Here is a 16,939-nt window from a genome sequence, read left to right as displayed (position 1 = left end):
AAAGGAGACTGGGATGAAAAAGAACTCGATTACACCATTTTCAATTTTTACTTCCGTTATTTTGTTGCTTTTGACCATTCTCTTTATCTTTCCATTTTATTGGATAATGACAGGTGCCTTCAAATCTCAACCAGATACCATCGTGATTCCACCTCAGTGGTGGCCGACTAATCCAACCTTGGATAATTTCACCAAGTTGACCGTCCAAAACCCAGCCTTGCAATGGCTGTGGAACTCTGTATTCATCTCGTTGACAACTATGATTTTGGTCTGCTTGACATCGTCTTTAGCGGGCTACGTGTTGGCGAAGAAGCGGTTCTATGGACAAAAGATTCTCTTTTCCATATTTATCGCTGCGATGGCTTTGCCAAAACAAGTTGTCCTCGTACCATTGGTACGGATTGTCAATTTTATGGGAATCCATGACACCTTAGCGGCTGTTATTTTACCACTTGTTGGCTGGCCGTTTGGTGTTTTCCTCATGAAGCAATTTTCAGAGAATATCCCAACAGAACTTTTGGAATCAGCAAAAATTGATGGTTGCGGTGAAATTTCTACTTTTTGGAACGTTGCTTTTCCAATCGTAAAACCCGGTTTTGCAGCACTTGCCATCTTTACCTTTATCAATTCTTGGAATGACTACTTCATGCAATTAGTGATGTTAACTTCACGGCAGAATTTAACCATTTCATTAGGTGTTGCAACCATGCAGGCTGAAATGGCAACCAACTATGGCTTGATTATGGCTGGCGCTGCCCTTGCTGCGGTACCAATTGTAACCGTCTTCTTAGTCTTCCAAAAATCATTCACACAAGGGATTACGATGGGAGCTGTCAAGGGATAAAAGAGCGTGTGAGACGGCAGTATACACTATTGTTTATGAGGCAATCATGATTTACGATTTAATTGAGAATATTGGTCATTATAAGGGGTTGGATCCTTATTTTGACAAGGCAATTGCAAGTATTCAGTCTGCTGATTACTTGCATCAAGATATTGGTGGCTACCAGGTGGATGGAGACCGCGTCTTCTATATGGTTCAAGAGAATGAACTGGTAGAACCAGTTAACCGCTTTGAATACCATCGCCGATATGCAGATTTGCATTTTCTTGTGTCGGGAGAGGAAGTCATTTCCTACGCTTATGATACAAATGCTGAATTAGAACCATTTTCTATCACGTCCGACATTGGTTTCCTGGCTGCATCAAAGCAATTAGACTTAGTCATTAATAACCGATTTTTTGCATTCTTCTTTCCTGGAGAAGCCCATTTACCAAATCAAGTGTCTGGATTAGGGCGCCAGGTTAGAAAATGTGTTTATAAGATATGGATAGAGGACTGAGAGGAGGTCATTCCATGAGAAAAAACAGTAGTCAATTCTTACAATCCATTTTTGATGTCCATCATCCTTTTTGGTTGATAGTAGAAAAGTGTTTTACTATTTTCCTATTGAACATTTGTTTTGTGGTGACTTGTCTACCGTTGGTAACGATTGGAATGGCTCGCTTAGCCTTGAATGCGAGCTTAATGGAGCTTCAAAAATATGGGAAAATACCAGTTCTGTCAACCTATTTTGGAATGGTCAAACGGTACTGGACAGTTGGACTTAAGCTAGGCTTAATAGAGGGATTGATAGTGGGAACTTGTATCGTTGATTTATGGATAACTTCTGGTGTAGCTAGTTTCCCTATTCAGCTTTTGCGAGTAGTTTGCTTTGCGATTCTTTTATTCAGCCAGATGATTTTTCCCTATGTCTATTACTTGGCTAGTGGACAAATTTGGTCATTTGCAGATCTTGTCAAAATATCTATTTTGCTTGCCAGTAAGAACATTTATTTGACATTATTTATCTTAGTATTGGTGCTTAGTGTTGCCTTTGTTCTGTTTATCAATGCCTTGAGTTTTTTATTAACCGTGACAGTTTTTGTGGTCTTTGGTTTTGCAACCTTGGCATATGTATTCATCTTAAAATGTAAATACTAATTGAAAATTTGTTGAAACTCATATTTAGATGATTGAGTTTGATAGTCTAGCTCAAACCAACAGGATCAATGAAGGATGGTTTCAATGAAAAGAAAGGAAAGATATGCGTAATTTAGAAAAATATAAGGGGATAATCCCTGCCTTTTATGCCTGTTATGGTGAGGATGGTGAAATTGATTCTGACCGTGTAAAGGCCTTGACTCGTTACTTTATAGACAAAGGGGTGAAGGGGCTTTATGTAAATGGTTCATCTGGGGAATGTATTTATCAGAGTGTGGCGGATCGGAAACAGATTCTCGAGGCAGTCATGTCGGAGGCTAAAGGAAAACTGACCATTATCAACCACGTTGCATGTAATAATCTGAAAGACAGCCAGGAATTAGCTCGCCACTCTGAAGAATGGGGAGTTGATGCCATTGCGGCGATTCCACCGATTTATTTCCGACTTCCTGAATATAGTATTGCTGATTATTGGAATGGCATCAGTGAGGCTGCACCACAGACGGATTTCATGATTTATAATATTCCGCAATTGGCTGGAGTGACATTGACACCTAGTCTCTATAAGGAAATGTTAAAGAACCCTCGCGTGATAGGGGTGAAAAATTCATCAATGCCTGTACAAGATATTGATACCTTTATCAGTATTGCTGGTCCAGACTATATTGTTTTTAATGGTCCAGATGAACAATTTCTTGGTGGCCGAATGATGGGTGCTGGTGGAGGTATCGGTGGTACTTATGGTGCTATGCCAGAATTATTCTTAGCCTTGAATGAATTCATTGCGCAAAATGACTTTGACAAGGCGCGGGCCTTACAAGCACGGATTAATATCATCATTGGGAAATTAGTTTCTGGACATGGGCACATGTATGCGGTCATTAAGGAGGTGCTTAGGATCAACGAAAATCTGAATATCGGTTCTGTTCGTGCACCTTTATCTGCATTGACGGAAGAAGACAAAGATATCGCAAAGGATGCTGCAGCACTAATTAGACAGACCAAGGAAGAGTTCCTATAATGGAGGTCCTATATGACATTTTATTTGGCGATAGATATTGGAGGGACTCAAATCAAGTATGGTCTCATCAATCAAGATGGCGTTATTGTTGAACAGCATAAAATCGATAGTCATGCCTATTTAGGTGGTCCACATATTTTACAGACTGTGAAAGATTTGGTGAAAGCCTACCAAAAAAATGTTCCTTTAGAAGGAGTTGCCATTTCTTCGGCTGGGATGGTCGATCCTGACAAGGGTGAAATTTTCTATTCGGGACCACAGATTCCAAACTATGCAGGTACCCAGTTTAAAAAAGAAATCGAGGCAGATTTTGGGATACCATGTGAAATAGAGAATGATGTGAATTGTGCGGGTCTGGCAGAAGGGATCTCGGGAGCTGGTAAAGATAGTCAGATTAGTCTCTGTTTGACGATTGGAACAGGTATTGGAGGATGTCTTTTAATTGATAAACAAATCTACCATGGTTCTAGCAATGCAGCCTGCGAAGTCGGTTATTTGCCATTAGCTGAAGGGGCTTTTCAAGATATTGCCTCTACCACAGCCTTGATAAAACATGTTGCCGAACTACATGGAGATGACAGTTCTGAATGGGATGGTTATCGGATTTTTGAAGAAGCAAAGACAGGAAATACCAAGTGTCAGGCAGCCATTCATCAATTAGTTGATTATTTGGGTAAGGGAATTGCAACCATAACCTATGTTGTCAATCCTGAGGTCGTCATATTAGGTGGAGGTATCATGGCTCAAAAAGGGTATTTGGAACCCATTTTGAATGAAGCACTTCGACGCCATCTCTTACCAAGTTTGATGGAAAAAACACGTATTGCATTCGCTGAGCATGAAAATGCAGCTGGAATGTTGGGAGCTTTCTATCATTTTGCCCAAAAACAAGGATTGAAAGAAGGGGGCAACCATGATTGAAACAATGACCTTGGAGACGATGCAAGCATACAGGGGGCGTCACGAAGTACCAGCTGATTTTGACAGTTTTTGGCAAGAGCAACTAAACTCTTTGCCTGATCTACCAGATTATCAATTGATTGAAAAGCCAGTTGGTCTAGCTGGTATGAATTGTTCGGAATTATGGTTTACAGGAACCAACGGATCAACAATCTTTGCAAAATGTCTGTTTCCGAAAGAGCCTAGACCCCTCCCTATTTTGTTTTATTTCCATGGCTACCAGGGTCAAGGTCCAGACTGGACAGAATTATTGAAATTTACTGCTGGAGGTCTCGGAGTAGTGGCGATGGATGTCCGAGGGCAAGCAGGTCGTTCTCAGGACTTGGGGCAATTTGAAGGGCTAACAGTCAAAGGACAAGTAATCCGTGGTATGTTGCAGGGACCAAAACATCTTTTCTACAAGGATGTGTACCTAGATGTGTACCAAATGATTCAACTTGTGGCTCGCTTTGATTTTGTGGATGAGACACGGCTAATGAGTTATGGTGCTTCTCAAGGTGGAGCACTGGCTTTGGTGGCAGCGGCTTTATATCCAACCCTATCTAAGACAGTGGCAGTCTATCCATTTTTATCAGATTTTAAGCGTGTTTTAGAATTGGGCAACAATAGTGAGGCCTATGATGAACTCTTTCGTTATTTTAAATATTCCGACCCATTTCATCGAACCGAGGCTAAGATTTTATCAGTCCTAGATTATATAGACGTCAAAAACCTAGCCCACCGGATTCAGTGTCCAGTTGCGATGGTCACTGGTTTAGAAGATGCAGTCTGTCCTCCATCTACTCAATTTGCTATTTTCAATCGTCTTGAGACGACAAAGGAAATGAGAATTTTACCGGATTATGGTCATGATGCACTCAATGTTCAAGTAAATGATTATGTATTCGATTACCTTCTGGGTACAAACTTTTCGTAAGTAAAATCAGTTGAATGAACTTTGATACATCGATGTTTTCGGCTTGGCTTACACTAGTATTGCTAGCACCTCAGTTCCTTTAGTGAATACTAATTCATTCGACTCTATACAAAAAATGAACAGCCAAATGGAACTGTTCATTTTTTATATGATTGTTTGTTTAAAAATCGTTTCTTTCTTTTCTCGGTCAATGGCTTGGAAGTAGGCGTAGATAATATCCAGCATGATGAGTAGTGGTATTTGAGGTGAAATCCGATTGCCATAATTTAAATTCCGTACGGAAGCGACCGGGATAATTTTATGGGTCTGAGTGGTTGAAAATGTTTTAGTTGTGAGAAGAGCGGTAGCGGCTCCTTTTTGAGCTGCCAAATCCAAATGTTCCATAACCTCCTCTGTTTGGCCAGATAATGATAAACCAATGACCAAACAAGAAGAATCAAGAATAGTGGTTGTCCAGATTAAATTATTTTTATCCGTAATCGCATCACATACCACTCCAAGTCTCATAAAGCGTGATTTGATTTCCATTGCAACTAAACCTGAACTACCGATTCCATAGAAGTAGACGCGCTTGCTGTTGTCAATTAATGTTGCAATTTCTTCTAGCTTTTCTTCATCCACTAGGTTATTGGTAGCTGCCAATATTTGATCATAATCAATCAACACTTTTTTAGTTAGGCTACGCTGAATATGGTCGAAATGTTTTAACAAATGCTGGTGATCTTTTTGATAGGTGAAAACAAATTCTCTATAACCTGAGAAACCGCATTTTTTAGCGAATCGTGTGAGTGCAGATGGTGAAACGTGAAGAGTGGCTGTAGTGAACTCCAATGTTAAATCTGCATCAACAGGATCCAATTGCGTGAAATAGCGGGCAATTTCTTGTTCCAACTCAGTCATTTCGTCCATATTGGATTCAATAATGGCAATGATATTTTTTCCTGTTGCTATCATAGTGACTTACCCTTTAGTACGATGGTTTGTAATCATTATACCATAAAAATCCGCTTTCTTCCCTTTTGTGGTATAATGGACTTGTATAGAAGGAATGTAATAAGATGTATATTGAAATGGTAGACGAAACAGGAAAAGTTCCTGTAAAAATGCAAGAACAAATCACAGAATTGCTCCAATTTGCAGCTGAAAAAATCGGTAAACAAAATAAAGAAATGGCTGTGACATTTGTAGATAATGCTCGTGTGCATGAAGTAAATTTGGAATATCGAGGCATTGATCGCCCCACAGATGTGGTTAGTTTAGAGTACAAACCCGAATCAGAAATTGTCTTTGATGAAGAAGATTTGGTGGATAATCCTGAATTGGCTGAAATGATGGAAGATTTTGATGCCTATATTGGTGAATTATATATTTCAATTGATAAGGCGCGTGAACAGGCTGAGGATTATGGACATAGCTTTGAGCGTGAAATGGGATTTTTAGCCGTACATGGTTTCTTACACATCAATGGTTACGATCATTATACGCCAGAAGAAGAAGCTGAGATGTTTGGTTTACAAGAAGAAATTTTAACTGCTTATGGACTTACACGAGAATAATTCAAAAAATCGGTGGAAAAACCGAGAATTGATGTCGAGTCTGGATTTTGCTGTATCAGGACTCATAACCGCTTTTAAAGAAGAGCGCAATATGCGTAAGCATGCTGTATCGGCTATATTAGTCATTTTGGCAGGCTTGGTTTTCCAAGTATCGGTGACAGAGTGGCTATTTCTTTTGTTGAGTATCAGCTTAGTTATCGCATTTGAGATTGTTAATTCTGCCATTGAAAATGTGGTGGACTTAGCTTCTGATTATCATTTTTCCATGCTGGCCAAAAATTCAAAAGATATGGCGGCAGGGGCAGTCTTATTTGTATCAGGATTTGCATTACTAACAGGGCTCATTATTTTTGTGCCTAAAATTTGGAATTTTATATTTTAAGAATGAAGGAGAATTCATGACATTTAAGTCAGGATTTGTGGCGATTTTAGGTCGTCCAAATGTAGGAAAATCCACTTTCCTCAACTATGTAATGGGGCAAAAAATTGCCATCATGAGCGACAAGGCTCAAACCACCCGTAATAAGATTATGGGGATTTATACCACGGATGAAGAACAAATTGTTTTTATTGACACACCAGGTATTCATAAACCAAAGACAGCCCTGGGTGATTTTATGGTGGAATCAGCCTATAGCACTCTTCGAGAGGTGGATACAGTTCTGTTTATGGTACCCGCGGATGAAAAGCGTGGCAAGGGTGATGATATGATAATGGAACGGCTGAAACAGGCAAATGTTCCAGTAATCTTAGTGGTTAATAAGATTGACAAAGTTCATCCAGATCAACTATTAGAGCAGATTGACGATTTCCGCCATCAAATGGACTTCGAAGAAATTGTACCAATTTCGGCAACTCAGGGTAATAATGTCAACCGACTTATGGAAATTCTTAAGGAAAATCTGGATGAAGGATTCCAATATTTCCCTGCGGACCAAATCACTGACCATCCCGAACGTTTTTTGGTGTCTGAGATGATTCGTGAGAAGGTCTTACATCTGACTCGTGAGGAAATTCCGCACTCAGTTGCCGTTGTCATTGAGTCCATGAAACGTGATGAATTTACCGATAAGGTCCACATCCGCGCGACGATCATGGTAGAGCGTGATAGCCAAAAAGGAATCATCATCGGCAAGCAAGGAGCTATGCTCAAGAAAATTGGCTCCATGGCCCGTCGCGACATTGAATTGATGCTTGGTGACAAAGTCTTCCTCGAAACTTGGGTTAAAGTCAAGAAAAATTGGCGAGACAAAAAACTCGACCTCGCGGACTTTGGGTATAATGAGAAAGAGTATTGAATTTATGCTTGAATTATTATAGAATAGCAAAAAAATTAATTAACAATATAAGAATATTAAACTATTTGTTGAATTTAATATAGAAAGATGAAAAATGAGAGCGATATTTAAAAAAATTGGCTTAATAAAAAATGCAGAAATTGATTTAGACGGCATAACTATAGTAGCGGCTCCAAATGATTCTGGAAAAAGTACAATTTCAAAAACGCTATATATGTTTTTAGAAACTATTGCAAATTTTTCTGAAGAATATACTAGCTTTAGAAGTGATTCAATTAGGGATGATGTACGACAGTTGTTTATATGGCTAAACAGAACTTTGTCAAAAAATGAGATGAAGGATCTTTTCCTTAAACTTGGTAATTTATCTGATGAAAATACTTTTTTAGAAGTTGAATTTGACGACGAAACGGATAGTTTAGATTTTAATATTTCACTATATAAATATTATAGAAATGATGATGGAATTGAAAAAGAATTCCAAGTATTCAAAGATATTTATAATGAAATAGTTGAAGATGAAAATGACAACATAATAAAAATTTTTGACAATATAATTAATTATTTTTCTTATTCAGATATTGAAAAATTTAATTTAGTATTGAAATCGAAAATTAAATCATATTTTGATGGTGATTTGGTTTCACATGATTCTCGAGATATGGCTAGGGTACAATTGATTGATTCTAAATCAGAAAACCATCGAAGTATTGTACAAACAGATTTTTCAAATGATGTTATTGATACTTTGGAGTTTCAAAATAATCTAAATGAATACTCAAAAGTTTTATATTTGGATTCATTTGTAAACTTGGAAGACTATCCGTTTGCTTCTTCCCCCTTTTTTATGCGACGATCAACCAATATTAGAAAGAAATCAGATGAAGTATTTAAATCTTTAATTGCTCTGAATGAAGATTTGAATCCATTAAGAAAAGATTTAGATATTCAGAAAGTTGTCCTGGAAGAAATAAGTACAATTATTGGTGGTAGTGTTGAAAAGGATGCAAGAGAAATCTATTTCAATAAGAATAATGATAGATTTAGCATAAAAAATACTGCAACTGGTGTCAAAATATTTGGCGCATTACAATTGATACTTCAAAATTATGCAATGACTCCAGATTTGTTCATAATTATTGATGAACCAGAGACAAATCTTCATCCTGTTTGGCAGGTTAAATTATCTGAGCTAATAGTTAAGCTTAACAAGCTTCTAGGCATTCAATTTCTGATTAATTCACATAGTTCTAACTTTATTGAGGGGATTAAACTGTATAGCGAATTACATGAAACTGAGAAGTTTATTCGTTTCTATCTCATAAACTCAGAGACTCAATCTCTTGAAAATGTCACTCAAAATTTGCAACCAGCATATGACCAATTAAACGGTTCGCTGGACATTTTAGATGAAGTCGCGAGAAATATTCTAGAAAAGAAGGAGAGATGTGGTGAACATTGATACTTTACATAATCTTTCCGTTGATCATAATGGTCACTTACCATGTAGATGGTGTGTAAATAGTAATCAAGTAGCTTATAGTTTAGACGATTTTTCGCAAGAAAATGCCAAAAATAATTCTGGTTTGAATTTTTTAACCGGAGATATGCATTCGACTGCAGATGCTCTGATTGACGATTCTATAATATCAACTTGTGAATATCTAAATTTCATTGAATTCAAGGCTGGGGCGATTGAATTTCAAAATATAAGACGCAAGGCATTGGAATCATTGTTAGTTTATTGTTATTGGAAAAATTTGGAGACATTCGATGATATTTCATCTAAGAGACGTTTTATTTTAGTTACTGGAAATAGCGTACAGAATAATACGGTAAGAGCTAGAAATATGATAAATCGCCTGAAACAAAATCTAGTAATAAGTAGACTCTATGATGGTGGAATCGAATATTGCTCTGGAAAACAATTTGATTCCAATCTTAATAATTTTGTAAAATAGATTGTGAGTTCACATTTTAACAAAAAAATATATTCCTAGACGAAAAATAATTATTCCTAGGAATTTTATTTTTTATCTTAATTTAGAAAGGAAAGCCGATTAGGTGTTGTAATTGAACCCGCCTACGACTCTTTGAAAAAAGACAACCGTGACCTAGGTGCCGAAGCACCGTCGGTCAGGTTTCTATTTTTCTTTGAGTCGCTTAACGGCTTAGTATCTTAGTATGCCCGAATTGCCTGAGGTGGAGACGGTTCGTCGTGGTTTGAATCGGTTGGTTAAGGGGAAGGTCATCACCAAGGTGGAGGTGACCTATGCTCCGATGGTTAAGACTGGTGTTGACGTATTCTGTCAGGATTTGATTGGTCAAGAAATCCAGCATATGGATCGTCGTGGCAAGTATCTGTTGATCTATCTGACGGATTTTGTGTTGATTTCTCACTTGCGTATGGAAGGGAAATACAACTATTTTTCAGAAAATGTTCCGAAAAATAAGCATTTTCATGCCTTTTTTACATTTTCAGATGGGTCGACGCTGGTTTATCAAGATGTTCGTAAGTTTGGGACCATGGAATTGCTTGGGAAAGCGGATGTTGAGGCCTATTTTCTCAATCGAAATCTTGGTCCTGAACCGACAGAGGAAGATTTTGACTTGAAGGTATTCAAGACCAAACTGGCACGTTCCAAAAAATCTATTAAAGCCCATCTCTTGGATCAGTCTTTAGTGGCTGGTTTGGGCAATATCTATGTAGACGAGGTTTTGTTTAGAGCTAAGATTCATCCAGCTCAAGCTAGTTGTCGACTTACGGTGAAACAGGCAGAAGACCTGCGTCAAGCTGTAATCGCAGTGTTGCAATTAGGGATTGAAAAAGGTGGCTCTACGATTCGGACATACAAGAATGCCTTGGGGATGGATGGAACCATGCAAGAATATTTACAAGTTTATGGAAAGTCAGGACAGGCTTGTCCTCGCTGCCAGACAGAGATTGTGAAAATCCAGTTAGGCGGTCGTGGGACACATTTTTGTCCCAAGTGTCAGGTGAACAATGACTAAGGTAATTGGATTAACAGGTGGAATTGCGTCGGGAAAATCAACTGTAACGGATTTCCTACGCCGACAGGGCTATCCGGTCATTGATGCGGATCAAGTGGTTCATGAATTGCAAGCAAAGGGTGGTAAACTCTATCAGGTTCTTGTCGCAGAGTTTGGTAATGCAATTCTAACGGCAGAAGGGGATTTGGATCGGAAAAAATTAGGTCAAGCAGTTTTTGAGAATGCTGGACTAAGAGCACATTTGTCGCTTTTGCAGGACCAGATTATCAGGGAGGAATTACTGGCTAGAAGGGATGCGCTCAAGCAGACCGAGCCAGTGGTTTTCATGGATATCCCTTTGCTGTACGAGGCGGATTATAGCGGGGAAGTGGATGAAGTCTGGCTTGTTTATGTCGATAAGGCGCAGCAGTTGGAACGGCTAATCAAGCGCAATGGTTTTTCTGTTCAAGATGCTGAAAATCGACTGAATGCGCAGCTTTCTTTAGAAGAAAAACGAGCGAAGGCTCAGGTATTGATTGATAATAGTGGTGCGGTCGAGGAGACGTTTGCAAGGGTCGCACTACTTTTGGAGGATTTGAAGAATGGACGACAGTAGTAGTTATTGGAAACAGAATTTGAAGGTGGCGTGGTTGGGGAATTTCTTGACGGGAACGAGTTTTACCTTGGTCATGCCGTTTATATCAGTGTTCGTGGAAGAATTGGGTGTAGGGCCTGGTTTGGTGGAATATTATGCGGGACTTGCTGTGTCAACGAATGCTCTAGCAGCGGCCTTGATGGCACCGATTTGGGGGAGTTTGGCTGACCGCTATGGGCGCAAACCTATGATGGTTCGGGCGGCTTTTGCTATGATCTTTACCATGGGTGGGATGGCTTTTGTTCCGAATGTTTTCTGGCTAATCGTTTTGCGTGTTTTAAATGGTGTTTTCACTGGGTATATTCCCAATGCAACGGCTCTGATTGCTAGCCAAGTTCCGAAAGATAAAACAGGTTATGCTCTAGGTACCTTGTCAACTGGGGCTGTGGCAGGAAACTTGATTGGGCCGACACTGGGTGGTGTTTTAGCCGAAATGTTCGGTGTCCATACTGTATTCTTGTTGGTTGGGCTTCTTTACGCTATAGTGGTGTTGCTGACTGTGTTCTACATCCGTGAAGATTTTGTTCCTATCAAGAAGAGTGAGGCGCTTCCAGTTAAGGAAGTGTTTGCTCAGGTAAAAGATCGTCAAATGTTGGTTGGGCTTTTTGTAACCTCCATGATTATCATTGCTGCAGCTCAAGCTGTTGTGCCAATACTGACCCTCTATGTACGACATTTGGGGCAAAAGGAGAACTTACTCTTTGTTGCTGGTTTTATCATTTCTTTGCCAGGGATGGCGTCCTTGGTGACTTCTGGTTATCTAGGAAAGTTGGGGGATCGTATAGGCAATCATCGTCTCTTGTTAATGGCCTTGACCTATAGTTTATTGATAAACGTCTTCTTTGTGTTTGCGCAAAATCCTTTTCAATTAGGATTGCTTCGTTTTCTCTATGGATTTGGGACAGGGGCGCTCTTGCCTTCTGTCAATTCATTACTGACCAAGTTGACGCCGAAAGAAGGGATTTCAAGAATATTTTCTTATAATCAGCTCTTTAATAATTTGGGAACTGTAGTTGGCCCGATGATGGGTTCAGCAGTTGCTGTCCATATGGGCTATGATTGGGTGTTTTACCTATCGAGTGGACTGGTCCTCTTTAATCTAATCTGGTCCTTAACCAATTTTAGAAATTACTTGAAAGTAAGGGATATTTAGTGAGAGTTAAAATCAATTTACAATGTTCAGAGTGTGGTAGTAAAAACTATCTGACAAGTAAAAATGCCAAGACCCATCCTGATAAGATTGAGGTCCTAAAATACTGCCCAAAAGAGAGAAAAGTTACACTCCATCTTGAAACCAAATAAATTTTATGCTATAATGAATGGAGTTATTGTAGAAAGAGAAAAAAATATGTATCAAGCATTATTAACCATTCTGTTGATTTTATCTGTTATTCTTATAGCCGTGATTTTTATCCAACCAGCAAAAAACCAATCAAGTAACGTTTTTGATGCTTCAAGCGGAGCCCTCTTTGAGCGTACAAAAGCGCGTGGTTTTGAAGCCGTTATGCAGCGTATTACAGCCTTCCTAATCTTTTTGTGGTTGTTAGATGCTGTCGCGCTAGTAATCATTTCTAGTAAGTAGATAGACAGACTGGGACTTGTTCTTGGTCTATTTTTTTAGTAAAGGTAAAATGAAAAACGAAATAATAAACTATATTAAAGAAGTTGGTCCTGTGACCATGGACCAATTAGCAGATCAGTTTGGGGCAGGTTCTGCTAAAAGCTTTACCGATTTGGTCAAGCTGGTTTCTAGCATGGAAGGACAGCGGAAACTGGTTTTCGACCAAGATGGAAGAATTGCTCTTCCAGCGCCCAAGGTTACTAGAAATAGAGTAACCTTGCAGGGCATTTTCCGTGCCCACAAGTCAGGCTTTGGATTTGTGACCATTGATGAGGAGGAAGATGATCTCTTTGTCAGTCGTGACGATGTTAACTTTGCTATCGAGGGTGACAGAGTTGAGATTGCAATTAAAAAGGTTGCAGATCGTCTCAAGGGAACTGCCGCAGAAGCGGAAGTCATTGATATTTTAGAACATAGCCTGAAAACTGCGGTGGGCTTGATTGTTTTTGACGAAGATAAGCCAGAATATGCAGGCTACATCAAGTCAAAAAATCAGAAAATCGCTCAGAAAATCTACATCAAGAAGTCACCTTTGGTATTGACCGGAACGGAAATTCTCAAAGTTGACATTGAAGCCTATCCAAACAAGAAACGGGACCACTTTGTTGCGACCATTCGGGACGTGGTGGGCCACAAGGACGATGTGGGGATTGATGTCTTGGAAGTTTTGGAATCCATGGACATCGTGTCGGAGTTTCCGGATGAAGTCTTGGCAGAGGCCAATCGAGTACCAGAAAGTCCATCTGAGAAGGACTTTGAAGGCCGCTTGGATCTGCGAGATGAAATCATCTTCACTATCGATGGTGCGGATGCCAAAGACTTGGACGATGCGGTCCATATCAAGCAACTCAAGAACGGCAATCTGGAGCTGGGTGTCCATATTGCTGATGTCAGCTACTATGTGACGGAAGGCTCAGCCTTGGATCAAGAGGCCATCAAGCGTGGGACTTCTGTCTATGTGACCGACCGTGTGGTGCCAATGCTGCCAGAACGTTTGTCAAATGGCATTTGTTCCCTTAATCCAAATGTGGATCGCCTGACCCAGTCGGCTATTATGGAAATTGACCGTAAGGGCAAGGTGGTCAAGCACTGGATTGGTCAGACGGTCATCAAAACGACCTTCCGCATGACCTATTCCGATGTCAATGACATGATTGCGGGCAATCAGGAAAAGCTGGCTACATACAAGGCGATCGTGCCAAGTGTAGAGCTCATGGTCAAACTCCATGAGACGCTGGAAGCTATGCGCTACAAGCGTGGGGCTCTCAACTTTGATACAGCTGAAGCCAAAATCATCGTCAACAAAGATGGTCTGCCAGTCGATATCCAATTGCGTCAGCGGGGTATTGCTGAGCGGATGATTGAGTCCTTCATGTTAGCAGCCAACGAGTGCGTTGCCGAGCATTTTGCCAAGCTTGACCTGCCTTTTATTTATCGGATCCACGAGGAGCCTAAGTCAGACAAGTTGCAGAAGTTCATCGACTATGCGACCAGCTTCGGTCTGATGGTTTACGGTACGGTCAGCTCTATCAGCCAGGCTGCCCTTCAGGATCTCATGGAGCGGGTCAAGGATGAACCCTATGCGGATGTCCTCAACATGATGTTGCTACGTTCCATGCAGCAGGCGCGTTACTCAGAGCACAACCACGGCCATTACGGACTGGGTGCGGAGTTTTACACCCACTTCACCAGTCCTATCCGCCGCTATCCTGACTTGCTGGTTCACCGTATGGTGCGGGAATATGGTCACAATCCTGCGGAAAAAGCAGAGCATTTTGAGCAGGTCATTCCTGAGCTTGCCAAGTCTTCGTCCAGTTTAGAACGCCGTGCCATTGAGGCAGAGCGGGAAGTCGAAGCTATGAAGAAGGCAGAATTCATGCAAGAATTTGTCGGGCAAGAGTTTGATGGTGTCGTGTCTAGCGTGGTCAAGTTCGGTCTCTTTGTAGAGTTGCCAAATACCGTTGAAGGCCTGATTCATGTTACCAATCTCAACGAGTACTACCAGTTCCACGAGCGAACGCTGACCTTGCAGGGTGAGAAATCTGGTCGTATCTTCCGTGTCGGCCAGCCAATCCGAATTAAGCTAACGCGGGCGGACAAGATGACAGGGGAAATCGATTTTGCCCACGTGCCGTCCGAGCTGGATCTTGTCGAGAAGAATCTAAAGGCGAAACGGAAAACAGTGAGTCATTCAAACCGCGATCGTGATGATCGGTCAGGGCGAGGACGGGGCAAAAACCGTAAAAAAGAAGCTGTTGGTCGCGACAGCGGACGTCACAAGTCTGGAAAAGACCGCAAATCTATGTCTGGAGCAACTGACAAGAAAAAGAAACCATTTTATAAAGAAGTGGCTAAAAAGAACAAGAAGAAAAGGAGATAGGCATGGCCAAGGGTGAGGGCAATGTGATTGCACAGAATAAAAAAGCCCGCCACGACTATACCATTGTCGATACAGTGGAGGCGGGGATGGTCCTGACGGGGACGGAGATTAAGTCTATTCGTGCGGGGCGGATCAACCTTAAGGACGGCTTTGCCCAGATCAAGCAGGGGGAGGCTTGGTTGGTCAATGTCCATATCGCTCCCTACGATGAGGGCAATATCTGGAATCAGGAGCCAACACGAACTCGCAAGCTTCTCTTGCGAAAGAAGCAGATTGCAGATTTGGGGAATGAAGTCAAGGGAACTGGGATGACCCTTGTTCCTCTCAAGGTCTATATCAAGGACGGCTTTGCCAAGGTCTTGATTGGGCTTGCTAAAGGGAAACATGACTACGACAAGCGGGAGTCCATCAAACGCCGTGAGCAAGACCGTGATATTAAGCGGACCATGAAGGCGATCAATAATCGATAAGAACTGGGAGAAATCCTGGTTTTTTCTGCGAATGAACCCTCAAACTCTTCGAAAATCAAAGTCAGACGTTGTTGACTTGATTAGATGAGTGTCAAGCTCCAGTAGAGCTTGAGAGCCTGTTCCCTTGAAATATAAAAGGGACAGAGTTCTATTTGCGTCAAAGCGAAACGAACTACGTTCGCCTATTTCCAACCTCTAAAGGTTCCCCGAACTTTAGAGCAAGTCAGATTTTGATTTCCATTGAGTATCAGAGCCAGAGTTTGGAGGCTATTTACATTGATTATCAGTCACAAATTTCAGACATTTTCTGAATCTTTGTGGTTGAATACGTGTAATACGTATGGTATAATAATCTTGTCAGGAGGTAAAAGCGCTATGCCTATGACACAAAAAGAAATGGTTAAGCTACTTACCGCCCATGGTTGGACAAAAACCAAAGGCGGTAAGGGGTCACACGTGAAACTTGAAAAAGCAGGCGAGCGACCCATAACCATTCCCCACGGTGAAATAAACAAATATACCGAAAGGGGTATCAAAAAGCAAGCAGGGCTGTTATAACAACAGCCTACCGCTTGTTTTCATTTGGAGGTAAACTATGCTTGTCACTTATCCAGCTTTATTTTATTTTGATGATACAGACGGAGCTAACGCACCCTACTTTGTAACATTCCCTGATTTTGAGCATTCAGCAACTCAAGGCGAGGATATGGCGGACGCTATGGCAATGGCTAGCGATTGGTTAGGCATGAACTTAGCTGATTATATCGAGAATGGACGAGACATTCCTACCCCGTCTTCTATAAATACTTTGTCATTAGTAGATAATAACCCTTTCCGTGATGAGGATTTTGAGATGGTTTACGATTCTAGCAAGTCTTTTATCTCCATGGTGATGGTGGATGTTGCAAAGTATTTGGGCAGTCAAGAGCCAGTAAAGAAAACACTCACTATCCCACGCTGGGCAGACACACTAGGACGTGAACTAGGATTGAATTTCTCACAGACCCTCACAGATGCAATTGCAGATAAAAAAATTCATGCTTAACATTTGATTCTGTTATTGCAAGTGTTGAAACTGGACCTTTCA

Annotated in this window: 21 protein-coding genes; 20 read left to right on the top strand and 1 reads right to left on the bottom strand. The window is 40.7% G+C overall.

Annotated elements, in window-relative coordinates; all coding sequences use genetic code 11:
- Positions 1-13: 13 nt before the first annotated feature.
- The 6 genes from L6410_RS07520 (at position 14) to L6410_RS07495 (ending at position 4,881) form a co-directional block, all read left to right on the top strand.
- A complete protein-coding gene (locus L6410_RS07520; RefSeq protein WP_172007165.1) occupies positions 14-844 on the top strand; it encodes a carbohydrate ABC transporter permease in 831 nt (276 codons plus the stop codon).
- A 46-nt stretch (positions 845-890) separates the two neighbouring features.
- Complete coding sequence (locus tag L6410_RS07515; protein ID WP_024392032.1) at positions 891-1,343, top strand: NanQ anomerase/TabA/YiaL family protein; 453 nt, start codon at positions 891-893, stop codon at positions 1,341-1,343.
- A 14-nt stretch (positions 1,344-1,357) separates the two neighbouring features.
- Positions 1,358-1,984 carry a DUF624 domain-containing protein gene (locus tag L6410_RS07510; RefSeq protein WP_237395251.1) on the top strand — a complete coding sequence of 209 codons (627 nt, stop codon included), beginning with the start codon at positions 1,358-1,360 and terminating at the stop codon, positions 1,982-1,984.
- A 103-nt stretch (positions 1,985-2,087) separates the two neighbouring features.
- On the top strand, positions 2,088-3,005 hold the full coding sequence (locus L6410_RS07505; RefSeq protein WP_172040120.1) for a dihydrodipicolinate synthase family protein: 918 nt from the start codon (positions 2,088-2,090) through the stop codon (positions 3,003-3,005).
- 12 nt (positions 3,006-3,017) lie between these two features.
- The gene (locus tag L6410_RS07500; protein ID WP_024404718.1) at positions 3,018-3,926 is read left to right on the top strand and encodes an ROK family protein; all 909 of its coding nucleotides are present in this window, start codon (positions 3,018-3,020) and stop codon (positions 3,924-3,926) included.
- The gene (locus L6410_RS07495) at positions 3,919-4,881 is read left to right on the top strand and encodes an acetylxylan esterase (protein WP_237395250.1); all 963 of its coding nucleotides are present in this window, start codon (positions 3,919-3,921) and stop codon (positions 4,879-4,881) included. The genes L6410_RS07500 and L6410_RS07495 overlap by 8 nt, the downstream gene beginning before the upstream one ends.
- A 144-nt stretch (positions 4,882-5,025) precedes the next feature.
- Here L6410_RS07495 and L6410_RS07490 read toward each other — a convergent pair whose 3' ends face one another.
- The gene (locus L6410_RS07490; protein WP_160863748.1) at positions 5,026-5,835 is read right to left on the bottom strand and encodes a MurR/RpiR family transcriptional regulator; all 810 of its coding nucleotides are present in this window, start codon (positions 5,833-5,835) and stop codon (positions 5,026-5,028) included.
- A 104-nt stretch (positions 5,836-5,939) separates the two neighbouring features.
- Here L6410_RS07490 and ybeY point away from each other — a divergent pair, with 104 nt between their 5' ends.
- The 14 genes from ybeY to L6410_RS07420 all read left to right on the top strand — a co-directional run bounded on the left by ybeY (position 5,940) and on the right by L6410_RS07420 (position 16,897).
- Entirely contained in the window at positions 5,940-6,437 is a 498-nt protein-coding gene (ybeY, locus tag L6410_RS07485) for an rRNA maturation RNase YbeY (RefSeq protein WP_024392026.1), read from the top strand.
- The gene (locus L6410_RS07480) at positions 6,418-6,819 is read left to right on the top strand and encodes a diacylglycerol kinase family protein (protein ID WP_024396803.1); all 402 of its coding nucleotides are present in this window, start codon (positions 6,418-6,420) and stop codon (positions 6,817-6,819) included. Before ybeY ends, L6410_RS07480 begins: the two co-directional genes overlap by 20 nt.
- A gap of 16 nt (positions 6,820-6,835) precedes the next feature.
- Positions 6,836-7,735, top strand: coding sequence for a GTPase Era (gene era, locus L6410_RS07475; protein ID WP_024396802.1), 900 nt, complete (start codon positions 6,836-6,838; stop codon positions 7,733-7,735).
- Between the two features lie 94 nt (positions 7,736-7,829).
- The gene (locus L6410_RS07470) at positions 7,830-9,197 is read left to right on the top strand and encodes an AAA family ATPase (RefSeq protein WP_237395249.1); all 1,368 of its coding nucleotides are present in this window, start codon (positions 7,830-7,832) and stop codon (positions 9,195-9,197) included.
- Positions 9,187-9,696 (top strand): hypothetical protein, encoded by a 510-nt coding sequence (locus tag L6410_RS07465; RefSeq protein ID WP_237395248.1) that lies wholly within the window; start codon positions 9,187-9,189, stop codon positions 9,694-9,696. The genes L6410_RS07470 and L6410_RS07465 overlap by 11 nt, the downstream gene beginning before the upstream one ends.
- A gap of 223 nt (positions 9,697-9,919) precedes the next feature.
- The gene (gene mutM / locus L6410_RS07460; protein WP_172055779.1) at positions 9,920-10,747 is read left to right on the top strand and encodes a DNA-formamidopyrimidine glycosylase; all 828 of its coding nucleotides are present in this window, start codon (positions 9,920-9,922) and stop codon (positions 10,745-10,747) included.
- Entirely contained in the window at positions 10,740-11,342 is a 603-nt protein-coding gene (gene coaE, locus L6410_RS07455) for a dephospho-CoA kinase (RefSeq protein ID WP_024392022.1), read from the top strand. Before mutM ends, coaE begins: the two co-directional genes overlap by 8 nt.
- Positions 11,329-12,534 carry a multidrug efflux MFS transporter gene (locus L6410_RS07450; RefSeq protein WP_237395247.1) on the top strand — a complete coding sequence of 402 codons (1,206 nt, stop codon included), beginning with the start codon at positions 11,329-11,331 and terminating at the stop codon, positions 12,532-12,534. The genes coaE and L6410_RS07450 overlap by 14 nt, the downstream gene beginning before the upstream one ends.
- Positions 12,534-12,683: a 50S ribosomal protein L33 gene (gene rpmG / locus L6410_RS07445; RefSeq protein WP_012775228.1), complete on the top strand. Its 150-nt coding sequence runs from the start codon at positions 12,534-12,536 to the stop codon at positions 12,681-12,683. The genes L6410_RS07450 and rpmG overlap by 1 nt, the downstream gene beginning before the upstream one ends.
- A gap of 46 nt (positions 12,684-12,729) precedes the next feature.
- Positions 12,730-12,963: a preprotein translocase subunit SecG gene (secG, locus tag L6410_RS07440; protein ID WP_024396799.1), complete on the top strand. Its 234-nt coding sequence runs from the start codon at positions 12,730-12,732 to the stop codon at positions 12,961-12,963.
- Positions 12,964-13,012: 49 nt separating this feature from the next.
- Positions 13,013-15,382, top strand: coding sequence for a ribonuclease R (gene rnr, locus L6410_RS07435; RefSeq protein WP_237395246.1), 2,370 nt, complete (start codon positions 13,013-13,015; stop codon positions 15,380-15,382).
- Positions 15,383-15,384: 2 nt separating this feature from the next.
- Positions 15,385-15,852 carry an SsrA-binding protein SmpB gene (smpB, locus tag L6410_RS07430; RefSeq protein WP_237395245.1) on the top strand — a complete coding sequence of 156 codons (468 nt, stop codon included), beginning with the start codon at positions 15,385-15,387 and terminating at the stop codon, positions 15,850-15,852.
- A gap of 375 nt (positions 15,853-16,227) precedes the next feature.
- Entirely contained in the window at positions 16,228-16,410 is a 183-nt protein-coding gene (locus L6410_RS07425) for a type II toxin-antitoxin system HicA family toxin (RefSeq protein ID WP_014637653.1), read from the top strand.
- A 37-nt stretch (positions 16,411-16,447) separates the two neighbouring features.
- Positions 16,448-16,897: a type II toxin-antitoxin system HicB family antitoxin gene (locus tag L6410_RS07420; RefSeq protein WP_160863757.1), complete on the top strand. Its 450-nt coding sequence runs from the start codon at positions 16,448-16,450 to the stop codon at positions 16,895-16,897.
- The last annotated feature ends 42 nt before the right edge of the window (positions 16,898-16,939 follow it).

It is taken from the genome of Streptococcus parasuis (assembly GCF_021654455.1).
Lineage (GTDB): Bacteria > Bacillota > Bacilli > Lactobacillales > Streptococcaceae > Streptococcus > Streptococcus parasuis.
This window is presented reverse-complemented; position numbering and strand designations above follow the sequence as displayed.